Annotated in this window: 15 protein-coding genes; 13 read left to right on the forward strand and 2 right to left on the reverse strand. The window is 40.1% G+C overall.

Going from position 1 to position 17,902, the window contains the following annotated elements; genetic code table 11:
- The first annotated feature begins 4 nt into the window (after positions 1-4).
- From J2S11_RS05385 to J2S11_RS05410, 6 genes are all read left to right on the forward strand, one after another.
- Positions 5-319 carry a cupin domain-containing protein gene (locus tag J2S11_RS05385; RefSeq protein WP_370875454.1) on the forward strand — a complete coding sequence of 105 codons (315 nt, stop codon included), beginning with the start codon at positions 5-7 and terminating at the stop codon, positions 317-319.
- Between the two features lie 287 nt (positions 320-606).
- Positions 607-1,437, forward strand: a complete 831-nt coding sequence (gene kduI, locus J2S11_RS05390) for a 5-dehydro-4-deoxy-D-glucuronate isomerase (protein ID WP_307391969.1) — start codon at positions 607-609, stop codon at positions 1,435-1,437.
- Positions 1,438-1,449: 12 nt separating this feature from the next.
- Positions 1,450-2,100, forward strand: coding sequence for a YesL family protein (locus tag J2S11_RS05395; RefSeq protein ID WP_307391972.1), 651 nt, complete (start codon positions 1,450-1,452; stop codon positions 2,098-2,100).
- Between the two features lie 64 nt (positions 2,101-2,164).
- Entirely contained in the window at positions 2,165-2,929 is a 765-nt protein-coding gene (locus J2S11_RS05400; protein WP_307391976.1) for a glucose 1-dehydrogenase, read from the forward strand.
- The gene (locus J2S11_RS05405) at positions 2,926-5,259 is read left to right on the forward strand and encodes a DUF4962 domain-containing protein (protein ID WP_307391979.1); all 2,334 of its coding nucleotides are present in this window, start codon (positions 2,926-2,928) and stop codon (positions 5,257-5,259) included. Before J2S11_RS05400 ends, J2S11_RS05405 begins: the two co-directional genes overlap by 4 nt.
- Before the next feature lie 120 nt (positions 5,260-5,379).
- Complete coding sequence (locus J2S11_RS05410) at positions 5,380-7,326, forward strand: right-handed parallel beta-helix repeat-containing protein (RefSeq protein ID WP_307391981.1); 1,947 nt, start codon at positions 5,380-5,382, stop codon at positions 7,324-7,326.
- Between the two features lie 82 nt (positions 7,327-7,408).
- On the opposite strand, the gene J2S11_RS05415 is transcribed toward J2S11_RS05410, so the two are convergent.
- A complete protein-coding gene (locus J2S11_RS05415; RefSeq protein WP_307391984.1) occupies positions 7,409-8,983 on the reverse strand; it encodes a glycine betaine uptake BCCT transporter in 1,575 nt (524 codons plus the stop codon).
- Positions 8,984-9,333: 350 nt separating this feature from the next.
- Entirely contained in the window at positions 9,334-11,124 is a 1,791-nt protein-coding gene (locus J2S11_RS05420; protein WP_307391987.1) for a M3 family oligoendopeptidase, read from the reverse strand.
- 373 nt (positions 11,125-11,497) lie between these two features.
- On the opposite strand from J2S11_RS05420, the gene J2S11_RS05425 reads away from it, so the two are divergent.
- The 7 genes from J2S11_RS05425 (at position 11,498) to J2S11_RS05455 (ending at position 17,886) form a co-directional block, all read left to right on the forward strand.
- Positions 11,498-12,352, forward strand: a complete 855-nt coding sequence (locus J2S11_RS05425) for a hypothetical protein (RefSeq protein ID WP_307391990.1) — start codon at positions 11,498-11,500, stop codon at positions 12,350-12,352.
- Between the two features lie 16 nt (positions 12,353-12,368).
- On the forward strand, positions 12,369-13,157 hold the full coding sequence (gene cpaB / locus J2S11_RS05430) for a Flp pilus assembly protein CpaB (protein ID WP_307391993.1): 789 nt from the start codon (positions 12,369-12,371) through the stop codon (positions 13,155-13,157).
- Positions 13,158-13,244: 87 nt separating this feature from the next.
- The gene (locus J2S11_RS05435) at positions 13,245-14,360 is read left to right on the forward strand and encodes a CpaE/TadZ family protein (RefSeq protein WP_307391995.1); all 1,116 of its coding nucleotides are present in this window, start codon (positions 13,245-13,247) and stop codon (positions 14,358-14,360) included.
- 27 nt (positions 14,361-14,387) lie between these two features.
- The gene (locus J2S11_RS05440; protein WP_307391998.1) at positions 14,388-15,725 is read left to right on the forward strand and encodes a TadA family conjugal transfer-associated ATPase; all 1,338 of its coding nucleotides are present in this window, start codon (positions 14,388-14,390) and stop codon (positions 15,723-15,725) included.
- Complete coding sequence (locus J2S11_RS05445; protein ID WP_307391999.1) at positions 15,719-16,651, forward strand: type II secretion system F family protein; 933 nt, start codon at positions 15,719-15,721, stop codon at positions 16,649-16,651. Before J2S11_RS05440 ends, J2S11_RS05445 begins: the two co-directional genes overlap by 7 nt.
- Before the next feature lie 2 nt (positions 16,652-16,653).
- Entirely contained in the window at positions 16,654-17,595 is a 942-nt protein-coding gene (locus J2S11_RS05450) for a type II secretion system F family protein (protein WP_307392001.1), read from the forward strand.
- 51 nt (positions 17,596-17,646) lie between these two features.
- Positions 17,647-17,886, forward strand: a complete 240-nt coding sequence (locus tag J2S11_RS05455) for a hypothetical protein (protein WP_307392005.1) — start codon at positions 17,647-17,649, stop codon at positions 17,884-17,886.
- Positions 17,887-17,902: the final 16 nt, after the last annotated feature.

Consider the following 17,902-nt stretch of genomic DNA (forward strand, 5'->3'; position numbering starts at 1 on the left):
ACGAATGGCGGTAGAATGGCAACAAGCAGAGCCTGGTGTAAAAAGAAGGATATATCCACCTGGTGCTACTTTGATGATGATGGAGGTACATTTTGAAAAAGGAGCTAGAGGATCAGAGCATAGCCATCCTCATGAACAATTCACCTACTGCTTGAAAGGGTGCTTTGAATTCACTATTGATGGGGAGAAGCACATTATTAAGCAGGGTGAGACTTTATCCATTCCTAGCAATAAAGTACATGGAGCGCTGGCGCTAGAAGAAGGGGCTTTGCTAGACTGCTTTACACCATTGCGAGATGATCTTTTAAACTCATATTAAGCGCTAATTCAGGGAATAGCTTAACGATAAGTATGAAGGTCTAAAATAGGATATGTATTAAAAGCTTAGGTTACGAAGATATTCTTTGTAGGCTAAGCTTTTTTAAGTGAAGGGTTCAAATTAAAAGTTCGGATTAAAGTTGCAGCATGATTCCCTGAGGATCTAAAAAAAAGCGATAGCAAGCTAAAGAATATCCCTAGAGCCCGCCTGTAGGAGTGCTAAAATGAGGAGGAATACGAGTTTAACAGAGTAAGCTGAAATGTAAGCGTTTTAAAGGAGGGTGCTCTATGGAAAATCGTTATGCTACGAATCCACAGGAGGCTAAGCATTACACAACAGAAAAACTGAGAGAAGAGTATTTAATTGAGCTATTATTTGAGGACAACAAGCTTCACCTTACTTATTCTCACGAGGATAGAGTAGTGATAGGTGGGGCAGTTCCGAAAGACAAGGTACTTAAGCTCGATGCGGGAAACTTTCTAAAGACGGCTTATTTTCTTGAACGGAGAGAGATTGGGATTGTTAATATAGGCGGTAATGGTGTAATTATGGTAGGAGACATGACCTACGTATTGTCTACGAAGGAAGCTCTTTATATTGGTAAGGGGAATAAAGAGGTACTTTTTGAAAGCAGGGATATAGCCAATCCTGCAAAATTCTATTTAGTCTCAACAACGGCACATCAAAGTTATCCTACAGTTAAGGTATCACTAGATGAAGCACAGCCTGTTCATCTGGGTTCTGATGCTGAATCCAATAAAAGAACAATTTATAAATACATTCATGCTGATGGAGCAAAAAGCTGCCAGCTTATGCTTGGTATGACTATTCTTGCCCCTAATAACATGTGGAACACAATGCCAGCACATCTTCATGACCGGAGAATGGAGGTTTATCTCTATTTTGATTTAACTGAAGCAGGAAGAGTGTTTCACTTCATGGGTCAGCCCCATGAAACGAGGCACCTCGTAGTGAAGAATGAACAAGCGATGATTTCCCCACCTTGGTCAATTCACTCAGGGGTAGGAACGAGTAACTATACGTTTATTTGGGCGATGGCAGGGGAAAATGATAGCTTTGCCGATATGGAGCCTGTAGCTATGGAAACTTTGAAATAAGGGGATTAGACCATGGGTCAGAGTCATTTAATGGATCGCTTTATGACACTATGTGACTGGGTGTATAGACTCTCTATCCTACAGCTTCTATGGTTTGTCTTCACCTTGCTTGGTGGGATAGTTCTTGGAATTTTTCCAGCTACAGCAGCTCTATTCGCTTCGCTAAGAAAGCTACAGAACGGAGAGTCCATTCACCTGTTAAGTACGTTTGTCAAAGCGTATCGAGCTGAATTTTGGAAAAGCCAGCAGCTGGGCTATTTGTATCTGTGTACGGGTCTTTTTATCTATATTGATTTACTCTTATTAATTAGTTATCAGCATCCAGTAGCCATGATAGGAATTGTACTATTTACAAGTTTATTTATCCTATTTCTTAGTGCAAGTATGTATGTTTTTCCTATATATGCTCATTTCAGAATGACTCTAGGGACAATGATAAAACTATCCTTTTTTCTGGCTGTTACACAGCCACTTTTAACACTAGGAATGGCTCTAGGAACTGTGCTTATTTATTGTATTCTATGGTTTATTCCAGGATTGCAGCTGTTCTTGAGTATTAGTGTATTTTGCTTCGTTTATATGAAGCTAGCCAGTATTGGCTTTGAGAAAATCCAGAAATCTGGATTTATTAAGGATAGATATGAGGCAGAATTAGGAGCCTAATAGGAACCTTACTAGGTGTATGTTTTAGTTAGAAGAAACAATAAAAGAAAGGGAGAGAAGAGCTATGAAGGTGGATCTAACAGGTAAAAAAGCCTTGGTAACAGGAGGCGGAACTGGTATTGGAAGAGGGATTGCTATCGGTCTAGCAGAAGCAGGTGCTGATGTCGTTGTGCATTATGGGAGCAATGTGAGTGGTGCTGAAGAAACGGTAGCAGAAATTCAGAAGCTTGGGCGTCAAGCGAGAGCTGTCCAAGGTAATGTGAAACATAAAAAGGAAATTACTAGCTTAATGCAAGAGGTAGAGCAATTTGCTCAAGGAAAGCTGGATATCCTAGTGAACAATGCAGGGCATCTCGTACAGCGTTCATCTGTTGAAGAGATGAGTGAGGAGCTGTGGCATAGCATTATGGACGTAAATGTAACAAGTACATTTCTTGTTTCTCAGCAAGCGATTCGTTTAATGAAGTCTCATGGTGGAACAATTGTCAATATGTCTTCAGTTGCCGCACACAACGGTGGTGGGCCCGGTGCAGCTGCATATGCTGCATCTAAAGGGGCTGTATTAACTTTTTCAAAAGGGCTAGCCAAGGAGCTAGCTCCGTACAATATAAGGGTCAATACCGTTTCGCCTGGATTTATAGGTGAAACTCCATTCCATGACACGTTCACCACGGAGGAAGGTAGGCGAAATACGGTTAAAGGAATTCCTTTAGGAAGAGAAGGACGACCAAAGGATGTTTTAGGAGCTGTCCTTTATCTAGTTTCAGAATTAGGAGAGTATATTACAGGAGAAACGATAGAAATCAACGGAGGTCTGTTCATGAGATGATGGAGGAGAGAAAAGTACAAGAATCATTCATTGCTCTTTATCAGCCAGAAGCGGGAGAATTAAATGTACCGTACAGTCCTTCAGAGGAAACAATTATCTTAGAGAATCCACCACGTTTTACATGGATGCCAGCAAAGCTAGAGAATGATGCCTATGTCCTTGAGCTCTCCACAACGGAAAGCTTTGAGCAGGAGCACACATGGATCTATCAGCCCATACAGCTTAATTTCTTCACTCCTGACCATGCGCTAGAAGCCGGTCACTATTATTGGAGGTATGCCCTGTTAGATCAGAAGCAGGAGCAACGTATTTCTTCTTGGAGTGCTGTTCGAGCCTTTGAGCTACATGAGAGCCTTCCAGAGACACCACTTCCAGGCAGAACAAATCGCTATAAAGGAATAAGTGATAGCCATCCACGTTTATGGCTGACACAAGAAAAGCTCCTATCATTCAGAAATAGCATCCAGAACGATGCTGAATATTGCGGATGGGAAAGCTTTTATGATCATGCAGTAATGCCTTATCTTGAGGGAGAGCTTATGCCTGAGCCTGCCCCTTATCCTAACCAACAGCGTGTTGCAGAGCTGTGGCGGAAGATGTACCTAGATTGTCAGGAGGTACTATATGCTGTCAGGCATTTAAGTGTAGCAGGTGTCGTTTTAGAGGACAACCGTTTGCTTCAAAGGGCTAAGGAGTGGTTGCTCCATGCTGTCTCATGGAACCCTGAAGGAACAACCTCTAGAGATTATAATGATGAAGCTGCCTTTCGCATAGCTGGTGCCCTGGCTTGGGGGTATGACTGGCTTTATGATGAATTGTCAGAAGAGGAGAGGGAGTCAGTTAGAAGGATTCTTTTCATAAGAACGGAACAGGTTGCTTTTCATGTGATAGAGAGATCGAAAATTCACCATGTTCCGTATGATAGTCATGCTGTACGTTCCCTATCCTCCGTATTAGTGCCGTGCTGTATTGCTCTATTTGAGGATGAACCTAAAGCAAGAGAGTGGCTTGATTACACATTGGAGTATTATAACGCTCTTTATACCCCTTGGGGTGGAATGGATGGTGGTTGGGCAGAAGGTCCTCATTACTGGATGACAGGAATGGCATATGTAATTGAGGCAATGAACTTGATTAAGAATTTTAACGGGCTAGATTTATACAAACGACCATTTTTTCAAAAAACGGGGGACTTCCCACTATACGTATACAGTCCAGATACAGCCCGCACAAGCTTTGGAGACATTGCTAATTTGGGAGAAAATCCAGGCTTAAAGGTTGGCTTTAATATTAGACAATATGCGGGTGTTACAGGTAACCCATATTATCAATGGTATTACGAACGTACTAAGGAATGGGATACGGATACTAAGGATGCGTTTTATAACAAAGGATGGTGGGATTTTTACTTTGATGACATGCTTTATCAGCATGACTATCCTGCTGTGGAGGCTCAGGTTCCAGTTGATATTGAACCGGTCAAATGGTTTAGGGATGTAGGTTGGGTAGCTATGCATCATAATATGCATGATCCAGAAGAGCATATTATGTTCCTTACTAAAAGTAGTTCATATGGGTCAATTAGCCATAGTCATGGTGACCAAAATGCGTTTGTCTTACATGCTTTTGGTGATCCCTTAGCTATTCACAGTGGATACTATGTTGCCTTTAATAGCACGATGCATATGAAGTGGAGGAGGCAAACGATCTCCAAAAATGCCATCTTAATCAATGGCAAAGGGCAATTTGCCGAGAAAGATAAGTTTCTAGGCAAAGAGGCAAGTGGATTTATTGAAACCGTAGAGTCTTATTCACACTATCATGTCGTTCGCGGTGATGCAACAGCAGCGTATCAGTATTACGTTCCTACACTGCAGAGATATGTACGAGAAACTTATTTTGTGCAGCAATCCTATTTTGTCATGGTGGATTATGTAGATCTTGAGGAAGAGGCTAGTATTGATTGGCTCTTACACTCACTTCATGAAATGAAGCTACATCATCAAGCTTTTATGGTTGAAGGAGAGAAGGGAGCCCTAGAGGGGCGTTTCGTGTACTGCTCAAGTGGAGAGCTTGAACTTAAGCAGTATAACGATTTTCCCGGTGTTGATGATGCTGAGCTTGAAGGTCTGCCTGACCAGTGGCATTTACAAGCGAAGACTAAGCCGGCCAAACGTCACCGGCTCGTTACACTACTGACACCAATGAAGCTTCAATCACCAAAGTACATTTCATATGTAATGGATGATCAGGATCACGGTATTCAGTTCTATTTTACTGAAAATGGTCAGACGTTTCGATTAGAGGTTGCTAAAGCGTACTCTCTGTAATAATGTTTTTCTATTCGTCAGGTGCAGCATGCTTAGGGGGAAATGTTGCTGTTACCTGATCAATAGAAAAAATTTTTAATTCTAATAGATGGAATATTACAAAAAAATAGGAGGAATCAAATGTCTAAAAAAGGAGTAAGTAGAATTCGTGCTTTGTGTCTGATGTTTAGCTTCATACTTATCCTTACGACCGTACTAGTAAATCCAAGTACTTTAAGCTATGCCCAACAGGTAAGTAATGATCAACCTCCAGTAAAGCTTGAAGTGGTAGAAGTAACCGCCAGCGAGCATGATGGGAATTTTCCGGAGAATACGATTGATGATGACCTTTCTACAAGATGGTCAGCACAGGGAGAAGGACAATGGATTCAGTTTGGTCTTGGTAGTGTCCAAAGAGTTGGTTATCTAGGTATTGCTTTTCATAGTGGGGATATCCGCAGTAGTACGATAGCTATTTCAGTATCTACTGATGGTACGACCTGGGAAGAGGTATTAGGGCATTCTGAAAGCAGTGGGACAAGTGTTCAGCTAGAAGCGTTTGATTTTGATGATGTTGATGCTAGATATGTAAGGATCACGGGGTATGGCAATTCGGTGAATCAATGGAATAGTTTGACGGTTGTTCATATCTATAGCCCGAATCCGGATGGTCCAATTGTGGAGGAGCTTGAGCAAATTGATCCTGGACCTATACCAGGGACAAATCCTTTCACTACACCGGGACTTCATAATCCGGATGGTACAGCACACACTATTCATACGCCCAACCCTGTATTTGGAAGGACACTGAATATTTTGGATTATGGAGATTTTGAGGTAGAGGGAGTACAGGATGCTGTTCTAGCTATTATCGCTGCGTTAGAGGATGCTGAATATGGAGACGAAATTTATTTTCCAAACGGTGTGTATCAGCTTATAAGCACTTGGCCAACAGACGGAACCTCTAATATCTATGTAAAGAACGGTGTGAATTTGAGAGGAGAAAGTGAAGAGGGAGTACAGCTTATCTCTCATTTTGATATGCAGCAAACACCTAATAGTAAGATTATCACTTCCTATGGAAGGCACGATGTCCAAATTTCAAACCTTACATTAAGCTCTACATTCGACAGGGAATTCTCTGACGTTCCTGATCAAAATAATCCAGAGCGTGGAGGCCCAGCGTATGGAATATTTATTGCGGATTATGCTGGAAATCCTTCGTATCATGTGACTATTCAGGATGTTACGATAGAAAAGTTTCAACGAATGGGAGTGAGAATTGAAAAAAGTAGGGACATTGTCATTGAAAACAGTACATTTAAGAACGCCACAGATGTTGGTGGTGGAGGGGCCGGATATGGAGTTGCCATTCAAGGGGTCCAAGGTATTGACCGTTTAGGACATAAAAATGATACTCATTTTAACGTTGTAAGAAACAGTACATTTGAGGGACCATATCTTAGACATGGAGTGTTAATTCAAAATTTCGCTCATAACAATCTTGTCGAAAAGAACGAGTTCTATGATAATATTCACGATGCCATTGACTTACATGGCCAGGGTGAATATCTCAATGAAATTAAAGGCAATATTATTGAAGGTGTGATAAGAGGGGGGATTGGAGTTGGCAATACGGGTGGTACACCTCCAAATTCACATTCAGCCTCTGGAGCGGGGAATCTGATTCACTATAATAAGCTCACTAATACAAGAGATGGGATTACGGTGATTATGGGTTCACCAGAAACAATTATAGAAAAGAATATAATTAAGAATACGCAGAATCCTGCGAATTCTAAAGGGATTTATCTGCTTAATGCCCCTAGAACGGTTGTTAAGGATAATATTATTGTAAATAATCATGCGCATAACTTTTGGGGAATCCTTGTAGCAGAGGATCATGGGGACAGGAATAATGACAATAAGGGAGCAGGAATCCCTGAGGATATTCTGATAAGCGGAAATAAGCTTATAAATAATTCAAATGGAATACGCTTGGAAGCGGGTCGAAACATTGTTCTTGAAAATAACACGATTAAGAAGTCACTAGGTGATGATTTTGTGAATTTAATACCTGAGGATTAAACAAAAGCAGCAAGCAGTGAGATTACTTATAAGACGATCCCCTGCTTGCTGCTTTCTTTTCATTTTATTTGATTAATGAGGATTATTCATTTTCAGAGCGATTTACAATCTCTTCTTGGACTAGCTGCTCAAGCTTTTTAATTCTTCTCTTTTCTCTCCGCCGCTCCTCTGTTATTTCCGCTCGCAGAGCTTTGTTAATAGAAACGGTCATAAAGAGCATAATGATGGCAAATGGTAAAGCTGCCACAATCGATGCTGTTTGCAAGCCGTTGAGTCCCCCACTGAGTAATAAAGCTCCAGCGATAGAGGATTGTAATACTCCCCAAATTAATTTAATTGAGTTTGCCGGATTATGTGTACCGTTGGAGGTGAGCATTCCCAAAACAAATGTTGCTGAATCAGCTGAAGTAACAAAGAAGGTGACAATTAAGATGACAGCTACAACCCCAATAATCCAACCAATCGGTAACTGCTCCAGCGTAACAAATAAGGCTAGCGTTTCGTCAGCCTCAACAGCATCAGCAATCGGGAAGATATTGTTCAATTCAAAGTTTAGTGCTGTTCCCCCAAACACGGCAAACCATATGCATCCTAAAAGCGTAGGGACAAAGAGGACTCCAAGGACAAATTCCTTTACAGAGCGTCCTTTTGAAACGCGGGCAATAAATGCTCCAACAAATGGTGCCCATGCGATCCACCATGCCCAATAGAATAACGTCCAGGTCCCAATCCAATCTCCGCCGGTAAAAGGCGTCATACGAAAGCTCATCGGAATAATGTTGCCAATATAGCTTCCAATGGTTGTAGTGAAAGCTTCAACCATAAATTGTGTTGGTCCTAGAAAGAATACAAATAGAAGTAGACCCCCAGCTACAGCAATGTTCAGATTACTAAGATATAAGATTCCTTTATTTAGACCTGTCATTGCCGAAATCATATAGATGATCGTGACTACACCAATAATGGTTAATTGTGTTGCGACATTATTAGGGATACCAAATAAGTGATTTAATCCTCCACTGATCTGTAAGGCTCCTAATCCTAAGGAGGTTGCTACACCAAATGCTGTAGCAATAGCTGCAAACGTGTCAATGGATTTACCAAGTGCTCCATCTACTCGATCCCCAACTAAAGGGCGAAATGTAGAGCTGATGATTCCTGTTTCCCTTTTTCTGAATTGGAAGTATGCAATCGATAGACCTACGATTGTATAGATAGCCCACGGATGAAGACCCCAGTGAAAGAAGGAATAACGTAAAGCCATGGAGGCGGCTGCAGTAGACCCTGCTGGAACATCAGATGAAGGAGGTGCTAGATAATGGAGGACAGGCTCTGCGACACCCCAAAACACAAGTCCAATTCCCATTCCAGCAGAGAATAACATCGCTAGCCAGGACAAATAAGAGTATTCAGGTTCATCATCATCAAGACCTAGTTTAATTCTCCCGTAGGGGCCAAATGCTAAATATAGAGCGAACCCCAAGAAAATAAAGGTTGCTAATACATAAAACCAGCCAAAACTTTGGGTTGTAAAAGTAAGAGCTTGCTCAGATATCCTTTCTAAATGATCAGGAAAAAAGAAGCCCCATAAAACGAATAAAGCTACAACTACGACTGAAATATAAAAGACGGATCCAATTTTACCATTAGATTTCATTCAATCACCTCTGTTTTAATATTCTAAGATGTTGTAAAAACTATACTTGTCCCAATGTAAAGCTCGTATGTACGCCGTATGTTTCCAGTTCCTATTGCACAGCACTTTTCCCATCATAACGAAAAATTCACCCCGTACACAAAATGGATTAGAGGGCATATGGCATGAAATAGTGTATTCACATTGTTCCTATCGCATCTATACCCTGATTTCACAAAGATACTTCAAAATGCTTTTGAATATGAAAAAACGCAATGCTCACTCTGATAAGTGAACATTGCGTTTATCATCATTTTCAAACACAAGCTGATACATATATAATTTGTACAATTAAACGTTAGTTAGAAATCCTATTTAGTTAGCTCTAAAAATTCTTTTACATCCTCAATAGATAAATCAATAGCACTCTGCCAAAAATCAGGTTTTGTCAGGTCAACACCCAAGTGCTTAGAGGCTAGCTCTTCAACAGGCATACTTGCCGTATCCTGAAGTAAAGCAATGTACTTATCCTCAAAGCCTTGCCCTTCCTCAAGAGCACGAGCATAAATGCCTGCACTAAAGAGATAACCAAATGTATAAGGAAAGTTGTAAAACGGTACTCTTGTTAGATAGAAATGAAGCTTTGAAGCCCAGAAATGTGGATGATAATCCTTCAGTGAGTCCTTAAACGCTTCTTTTTGAGCTGATACCATGAGTTCATTTAATCGATCAACACCAACAAGTCCTTTTTTTCGTTCCGTATAGAAGTTCGTTTCAAAGATGAAACGAGCATGGATATTCATATAAAATGCTACTGAACGTTGAACCTTGTCCTCTAACAGAGCTAAACGTTCCTCTTCATTTGATGCTGCTTTAACTGACGCATCAGCAACGATCATTTCGGCAAAGGTAGAAGCCGTTTCAGCAACATTCATAGCGTACTGCTGGGCAAGTGGAGGTAAATCATTCATCACATGCTGATGGTAGGCATGTCCAAGCTCATGAGCTAATGTTGAAACGTTTGAAGCTGTTCCAGAATAGGTCATGAACACACGAGTTTCTTTGCTGTCAGGTAAGCTTGTACAGAAGGCCCCTGGTCTTTTTCCGGCACGATCCTCGGCTTCAATCCAGCTTTGATTAAAGGCATGAGTTGTGAAGTCAGCCATTTTGGGACTGAATTTATTAAATTGTTCAACAATGAAATCTGCAGCATCATCATAACTAATCTTGTTAGAATCACTGCCAATCGGAGCGTTCACATCGTTCCAGGACAGCTTATCAACACCAAGAAGCTTTGCTTTTCTTTCGAAATACGTCAAAAAGATATCCTTGTTTTTATCAATTGTTTCCCACATGACGTTCAACGTTTGCTGAGACATACGGTTATAGTCTAGAGGCTCTTTATGTAAGTCCTCCCAGCCTCTGTGTTTATAAAGACTTAGTCGGAAGCCTGCTAAATGATTGAGTGCATCTGCACAAAAATCGGCATTCTTACTCCATGCTTCCTCCCACCTATTAGACATCTCATCTCGTACTGCTTTATTAGGATCACTTAATTTATTCTGTGCCTGTCCAACGGAAAGGTCTTTAACTTTTCCATCTTCCTCAAACGGTATAGTCATTTGGCTTACGGTTGTGTTATATAGCTCACCCCAGCCATGATAACCGTCAACGGCTAGATCGTTGACCAAAGCTTCTTGCTCTGGTGGAAGCTTGTCGCTAGCGAGTCTTCGCTTCTCATCTAATGGAAAGGCAATGTCTTTAAAACGATCATCATTTAGGATTTCTTGCCAGGTAGATCCATCAATCTCCATTAGGATCTGTTCGAATTGAGTTAGAGCAGAAGCGTATTGGGCGGAAATGGTCTTAGTACGACCGCCTAGTAGGATTGCTTGCTTATCTTTTTGATTTTGTGCCGTAAGACACCCAATAAATGCACCGGCTTGTCGAATCCTAATAGCAACACTCTGTAGAAGAGTTACTACATCCGCTAATGGCTGAATATCCCGTGCATTTTCGGGAGTTTTCAGTTTTTTTATTTGAGCAGAAAGCTCGTGGATGTCTGATTCGTTTTTTTCCAAGTAATCATGAAAAGGTTTAGAGCTGCTTCCACCCGGGAATAAAGACTCTAAATCCCAAATCTGAGAAAGTGGCTTTTTCATCGTTAGATCTCCTCTCAACTTAGACATAATATAAGTCCACAATAAAACTATATCAGATTATATTTCGTTAAGCTAAATTTTTTTCTGATCTCAGAAAAAAATTTTTTCCAAAAATATTGTAGAACCTTATAATCTACTTTTTAATCTAATTCATGAACAAAGTAGCTTATTCTAGGTTTTGCCTTGTTTGTGTTGGGAATTGAGCTTATCGTTTTGTATTTTGATCACTCTCTTTTTTCACATTATCACCTGTACTTAATTATCATTAGCACTCATTACATGAAATAGGATTTAGATTCACATTAAATTTTGACACTTACTACTTGTGCAATTTCTTACGGGTATTATAAACAAACTGAATAGGAGCGAGCTATTGCCTATGATCATTTTTTTAGATGATAGCCTGGGATTTAAAGAGTTACTTCCAGAGCTAGAGAAAAAGTTTGATTCTTATTCTTTCAAAGAGGTACCTACACAACTAAAGGCAACAGATGAGGATTTACATACATACCTAGCAGCTAAGAAGCCTTTTTGGAGAAGAAGAATTAAAACAACGCCTTACACGCTAGAAGAACAAATTCAATTTTTTATTGACAAACTTGATGAGTATAAGAGAGAGTGTGCTAAATCTCAGGATAACAGGGATCAGAATCAAGGAGAGGAATCGAAGGTCGTCCTATACTTCTATGATTCTACAATTACAGATTGGGAGCTTGTTCGAAGGGTAAAGAATTTGATTTATCCTGAACATATCCTTATACCTATTTATTTGAACCAAAACCGAGCCATTCTATTGTATTTCATGTATGAAGTTCTATCCAAAATCCAGTCCAAAGCACTTCCTCCAACAAGTGTTCATATTGAACTGGAGAAGAAGAAAGTACTGGAGTCAAGTGATCAGTTTATTATTTCAAATCGTTTGAAGCCATGGAAGAGAAAAATGAAAATCTGGAAGCTTTACTCACAGAAAAAAAAGGATCGTTATTTTTTACTAAAAGTAAATCAAAATGGTGGAAAAAAGAAGCTGAGTAAAGGAACCTTTGCTGAAGTGATAGCAGCCTTTGAGGAACAGCACTCAGGAGAGAAGAGCTTTGCAGTGACTAAGCAAAAAGAGACAGATGAGCATGTAGAGCAATTTTCTACTCATATATCACTTTCTGATCATACATTACCGTCTAAGGTGAGCTATGTTCATATCGTCTGCCGTCGGACTGATACGTTTAATTGATTAATGGAGGATTAGCATGATTGATTCGAAAAGAAAAGCATTTATTTTTTTAACATTGGCTTTTTTATTAGCCGTTTTTGCCGCTTCCCTTTTTGTTTCTGAGGTTCGCAAGGCCCAGGAAGCGTTAGGAGAGACCGTACAGGTGGCAGTCGCCAACGTTGATATCGCTACTTATACAGAAATTACAGAGGATATGGTGAGATGGGTTGATATTCCCAGGAATGAGCACTTAGAATCCTCATTTATCCGTCATAGCAATGATTTTCTTGATTCTATTTCTATCGTTTATGTTCGAGAAGGAGAAATTGTTACCAAAAACATGATGCGCTCCAAGGTTGATCTGCCGGAGGATCACCGAATTGTTTGGTTAAATGCCTCTGACAACGTTTTGATCGATCAGCAGGTTGGAGAAGGTGACATTGTTGATATCATAATCAGCTACGAGCAGGAGAGTAATCGAATTACCAAGAGACTATTCACAGATATTGCTGTTGTAAGCTCAGAGCGTGGGGAAGAAGGTAGTGTTGTCAAGGTCTCAGTGCCTATAGAGGACGCGGAAAATCTTATTCATTATCAGAATCATGCTCGTCAAATTAGGGTGCTTCTAGTCAATCAAGTAGCAAGAGGTGAGAATCTAGATAGCCAGGCAGATGATGGTCAGGAAGAAGGAGAGCTAGAAGACGATTCTCAAACTGAAGTAGAAAATGAAGAAGTAACCCCAGAAAATAATCAAACTCAGAATGAACAAGGCTCTCCATCTATTGAAGGAGAAGAGGAAGAGGAGCAGCCTTCTAACGAAGGATGATCTGATGAATTCCAGCAGTAGGTGCAGAACGAATAGAGATCTAACAGTGGGTTCTAAGTAGAGAAAGAAAGGAAGGAAATCACTATTTTGAGAGAGATAAATGCTTTAATCGTATCAACAAACCAAGATTTAGTAACACAGCTTTCAGCTATTCTAAATGAATACGGAATTAAGCCAGATTTTAAAGAAGAATGGCAAGCTTCATCAAGAGGCTTAGATTCCTATACGTATGCTTTTGTTGATGCTCAACAATTAAAACAGAGTACCATACAGGATTTTTCTTTAAGTCGTTATGTCATCGTATTTGATAGGCAGGCATCTGTAGATTCTGTAAGGATATGGTTAAAGAGTGGGGCTCACGATGTTGTTCTTCTACCCGAAGAAGGATCAAGGGTCAATGAATTACTTCAAAATTCTATAAGTATGGTTCAAAACAATGAAGCTATCCCTCAAATGAGCGACCAACAAGATAATAAAATATTTAGTTTCTTCAGCAGTAAAGGTGGATCAGGGAAGTCGCTAATTTCAACCCTATTTGCTCAATCGTTACAGCTTTACAATAATAAACGTGGAATTCTCATTGATCTGAATACCCAATATGGAGGATTAGAAGTATTATTCGGACTTGAACCAGCAAGGTCATATTTGGATTTGGAACCGGTTATTAAGGAGCTCTCCATTAATCACATCCAGAACATCGTACATAAAGACGAGGGAACGGGTCTTGATATTTTACTTGGACCTGCCAAACCAGATATGACAGATAGAATTTCACAGGAGCTCATTGTCAATACACTTAGGGTTTGTAAAAACCATTATGATTTTGTGGTTGTTGATCTCCCAAGTGGCTTTAATAGGATTAGTTATACAGGATTATCAGAGTCAGATGAGATATTTTACCTCATTACACCAGACAGTTTATCTATAAGAATGTTTAAGCATGCTCTTAAGCTTCTAGAACAATATCAGGTATTAAATAAAGCTCAGCTACGGTTAGTCATGAACCGTAAGGATAAAAAAAGTGAGCTTACTGAGAAGGATATTCAGAAAATCGTGAATCAAAAAGTCCTTGGAACGATTCAATCCAATTACTATGCTGTTCAGCCATATGTCAATATGGGAAGAACGATGTTTGAAAAAGGTAAGCCTAAAACAAAAGTAGCTTCTGATGTAAAGCGTATTGTTGAGCGCCTACTCCGTTAATCAAAGCTTGAAGGGAGGGATAAAGCGATGTTTAAGGGTTCAACTGAGATAAGCACCACACTTAACTTTTCTGATGTACAAAATGATTTTACGTACACCAAAATCGAAGAATATGTCAGGCATTATAAAGCTCGATTAATAAAAGAAGCCAATTTGGATAAAATTATTGTTCTTGAGCCAACCGAAAGAAAGCAGAAAATTGAACGGCTCATACACGGCATGATTGAGGAAGAGCGGGTTATCATACCTAGCTTTGATATAAAGAGAATCATCGAGGAGATCATTAATGAGTCTGTAGGATATGGGCCACTAGAAGAGCTACTTAGTGATTCTAGTATTACAGAGATTATGGTTAATGGACCCGACGATATACACATTGAGAGAAAAGGTCGCTTAGAAAAAACATCGATCCGATTTAAGGATGAGCAGCATATTCGTCATATTATTGATCGAATCATTGCTCCCTTGGGCAGACGAATCGATAGCAGTTCACCGATGGTAGATGCAAGATTACATGATGGAAGTCGTGTAAACGCCACTATACCACCTGTAAGCTTAGATGGCCCTGTTATATCAATTCGAAAATTTAATGCCAAACCCTTAGGCTTAGATAATCTTATTTCCTACGGAAGTTTAGTTCCGGATATGGGCAAGTTTCTACAAGCAGCTGTCCAAAGTAAGGCGAACATTTTGGTATCTGGAGGTACAGGAAGTGGTAAAACGACACTTTTAAATGTCCTTTCAAATTCCATTCCCGTGGGGGAAAGAATCATTACGATTGAAGATATGGCTGAATTGCGCTTCCAATATGAAAACATGGTAAGAATGGAAGCAAGACCTCCAAATATGGAGGGAAAAGGTGAAATTAGCATTCGCCACCTTGTGAAAAATGCTTTGCGGATGCGTCCAGATCGAATCATTGTGGGGGAGGTAAGAGGGTCTGAGGCGATTGATATGCTTCAGGCTATGAATACAGGACATGAAGGATCCTTGACAACGATTCACGCCAATTCACCAAAGGATGCAATTGGAAGACTAGAAGCGATGGTTATTATGTCAGGACTGCCTTTAACGGTAGATGTTATTCGAGGGTATTTTGTAGGAGCTCTGGATTTAATTGTTCAGACCTCTCGTCTTGCTGATGGTAAAAGAAAGATTGTGAGTATTGCCGAGGTCGTTGAAATAGAAGGAAGCATGCAAATCAATGAAATCTTTCGTTTTCGCAGAGACGGTGTGAATGAATCAGGTGATGTTATGGGGGAGTTTGAAGCTACAGGATATCTGCCTGAAATCGTTCAGCGCTTTAAAAGCTTTGGTGTCTCTCTTCCAGATTCTTTCTTTGAGCAGAGGAGCCTGTCATGCTAGATCTATTTATTGTCCTAACCCTATCTATATTTTGCTTTTTTATAGCCGTCTTCTTTATTTGGAAAAGAATCAGTTATAAACAAGCGAATAAAAGGATGAAGCCTTGGTTCAAAGAGTATGCCGGAGATGAACGAAGCAGTTTTTTCTTAGCCCTAGGAGACAAATATGATCAATCAGAGCTCTCAGAGGATTTGAGAAAGAGATTGAAGCAGGCAAACTTATCCATTAAGCCCTCAGAGTTTACAGGACTTAGAATCGTTATCTTTCTAGTTTTGTGGGCACTGTTTGGAATGGTATTAGGCTTTGTTTTTCCATTAGACCTTGCCTTAGCCCACCTTACGGTGTGGCTTAGCTCAAAATTCTATTTAAGCTCTAGAAAAAATAAAAGGTCTAAGGATTTCAACCAGCAGCTTCCAGAAATCTGTCGTATGCTTAGCAGCACGGTGAAGGCAGGATTGACCTTAAACCAAGGGGTTTCAAGGCTTGGTCGGGAGTTCTCTGCTCCTGCTGGCCAGGAGTTTGCCACTATGGATAGAGAGCTAAGTCTTGGCGACAACTTTGACGCCGTTTTTAACCGTTTGAAGGAGAGAATCTCTAGTAAAGAGCTTAATATTTTTGTAAACACAGTAGTAATCCAGCGGAAGGTTGGAGGTAATTTGGCTGAGGTTCTACAACTAATGGCAGAAACTTTAGAGGAACGCTCACGCATAAATAAGGAAGTTGATACAGTTACTGCTGAATCAAAGTATGTTGCATATATTCTACCTGTCTTACCAATAATTATGGCGTTTATGATGAATATGATCATACCCGGTTTTTTAGAGCCTTTATTTTCACCCATAGGTCTGATCCTTCTTGCCGTTTGTGCAGGTATTCAAATTCTAGCTTTTATCATTATCAAAAGAATAAGTGAGGTCAAGGTGTAGCTATGAATGGTGCAATAATAGGACTCATCTTAATACTAGTTATCCTTGTGTTTCCACTCCTGCTGATATCGTTCATTTATTTGTGGATGTATGCAGCCAAAAGGCAGAACGTTCACGCTTATATTAACAAGCATGAGCGGGAGGTAAGGTCAAAACGCAAGTTTAAGGAAGGGATTCAGGATAAGCTGTTTCAAGCGGCAAATTATGTAGCGCCAACAGCTGCTAAATATCCGTTGTTTGCTAAGAAGGAACGGGATGAAACCTTGCTCGTTCAAGCCGGCAATCCTATGGAAATGAATCTGAAGCAGTTTTACGGAATGCGTTTGGTTGTCTTTTTTATCGTATTTTTTATCGGATGGTTTTATTTCATATTGGGATTCCCATTTAGAGGCTTTGTTTTTCTTATTTCCATGGCAGGTGGACTATTCGTCACGAATCTATGGATATGGTTAAAGGCTAGAGAAAGACAAGAGCAAATTAGTCTAGAAATGCCAGATTTTCTTGATACGGTAAGTGTTTCATTAGTTGCCGGAGCTTCCTTGGATGGAGCGTTAAAGCATGTTTCTGAGCAATCAGAAGGACCGTTAAGTGAAGAAATTAGGAGATTGATTAGAGAGCTTGAGCTAGGTGTTCCGAGGCGTAGAGCGTATCACAATCTATTAAAAAGAAACAAAGCGAAAGAGCTGGAGGTGCTAGTTCAAGCTCTTTTACAGGGCTCAGAGCTGGGGGTTCCCGTTTCTACAACGTTCAGGGTTCAGGCTGAGGATTTAAGAGCATCGAGAGGCTTTTCAGCAAAAGAAAAGGCAGCAAAGGCAAGTCCAAAGATTACAATTGTTACAACGATGCTAGTTGTTCCATCTATCTTTTTGTTTATAGTAGGGTTGCTATTCTTAAACTTTATGTATCAGCCAGAAAGATTTGGAATTAATGCCCTATTTCAATAGAAATTGAGGCATTTAACATAGATTAAGCTATATAAAAGGAGAGGGTATATCATGTTAAATATTTACGTTAAAGCAAAGGCAATGGCTTCTAATCTGAATCAAAGGGTAGAGTCGCTAGTTAAGAACGAGAAGGGATCTATCTCTCTTGAGTGGATTATGATTGGACTACTTGGAGTTGCCATTATTGGAGTAGTAGCCACATGGCTTTCTGAAAGTGGAAGTGGTGGAACGTTGGGGAACGCTATTCTTAGCAAACTAGCTGATCTAGTAGGAAATATTGGAGGCGGTTGATCTCTGATAGGAGGCT

The organism is Bacillus horti (assembly GCF_030813115.1).
Taxonomy (GTDB): Bacteria; Bacillota; Bacilli; order Caldalkalibacillales; family JCM-10596; genus Bacillus_CH; species Bacillus_CH horti.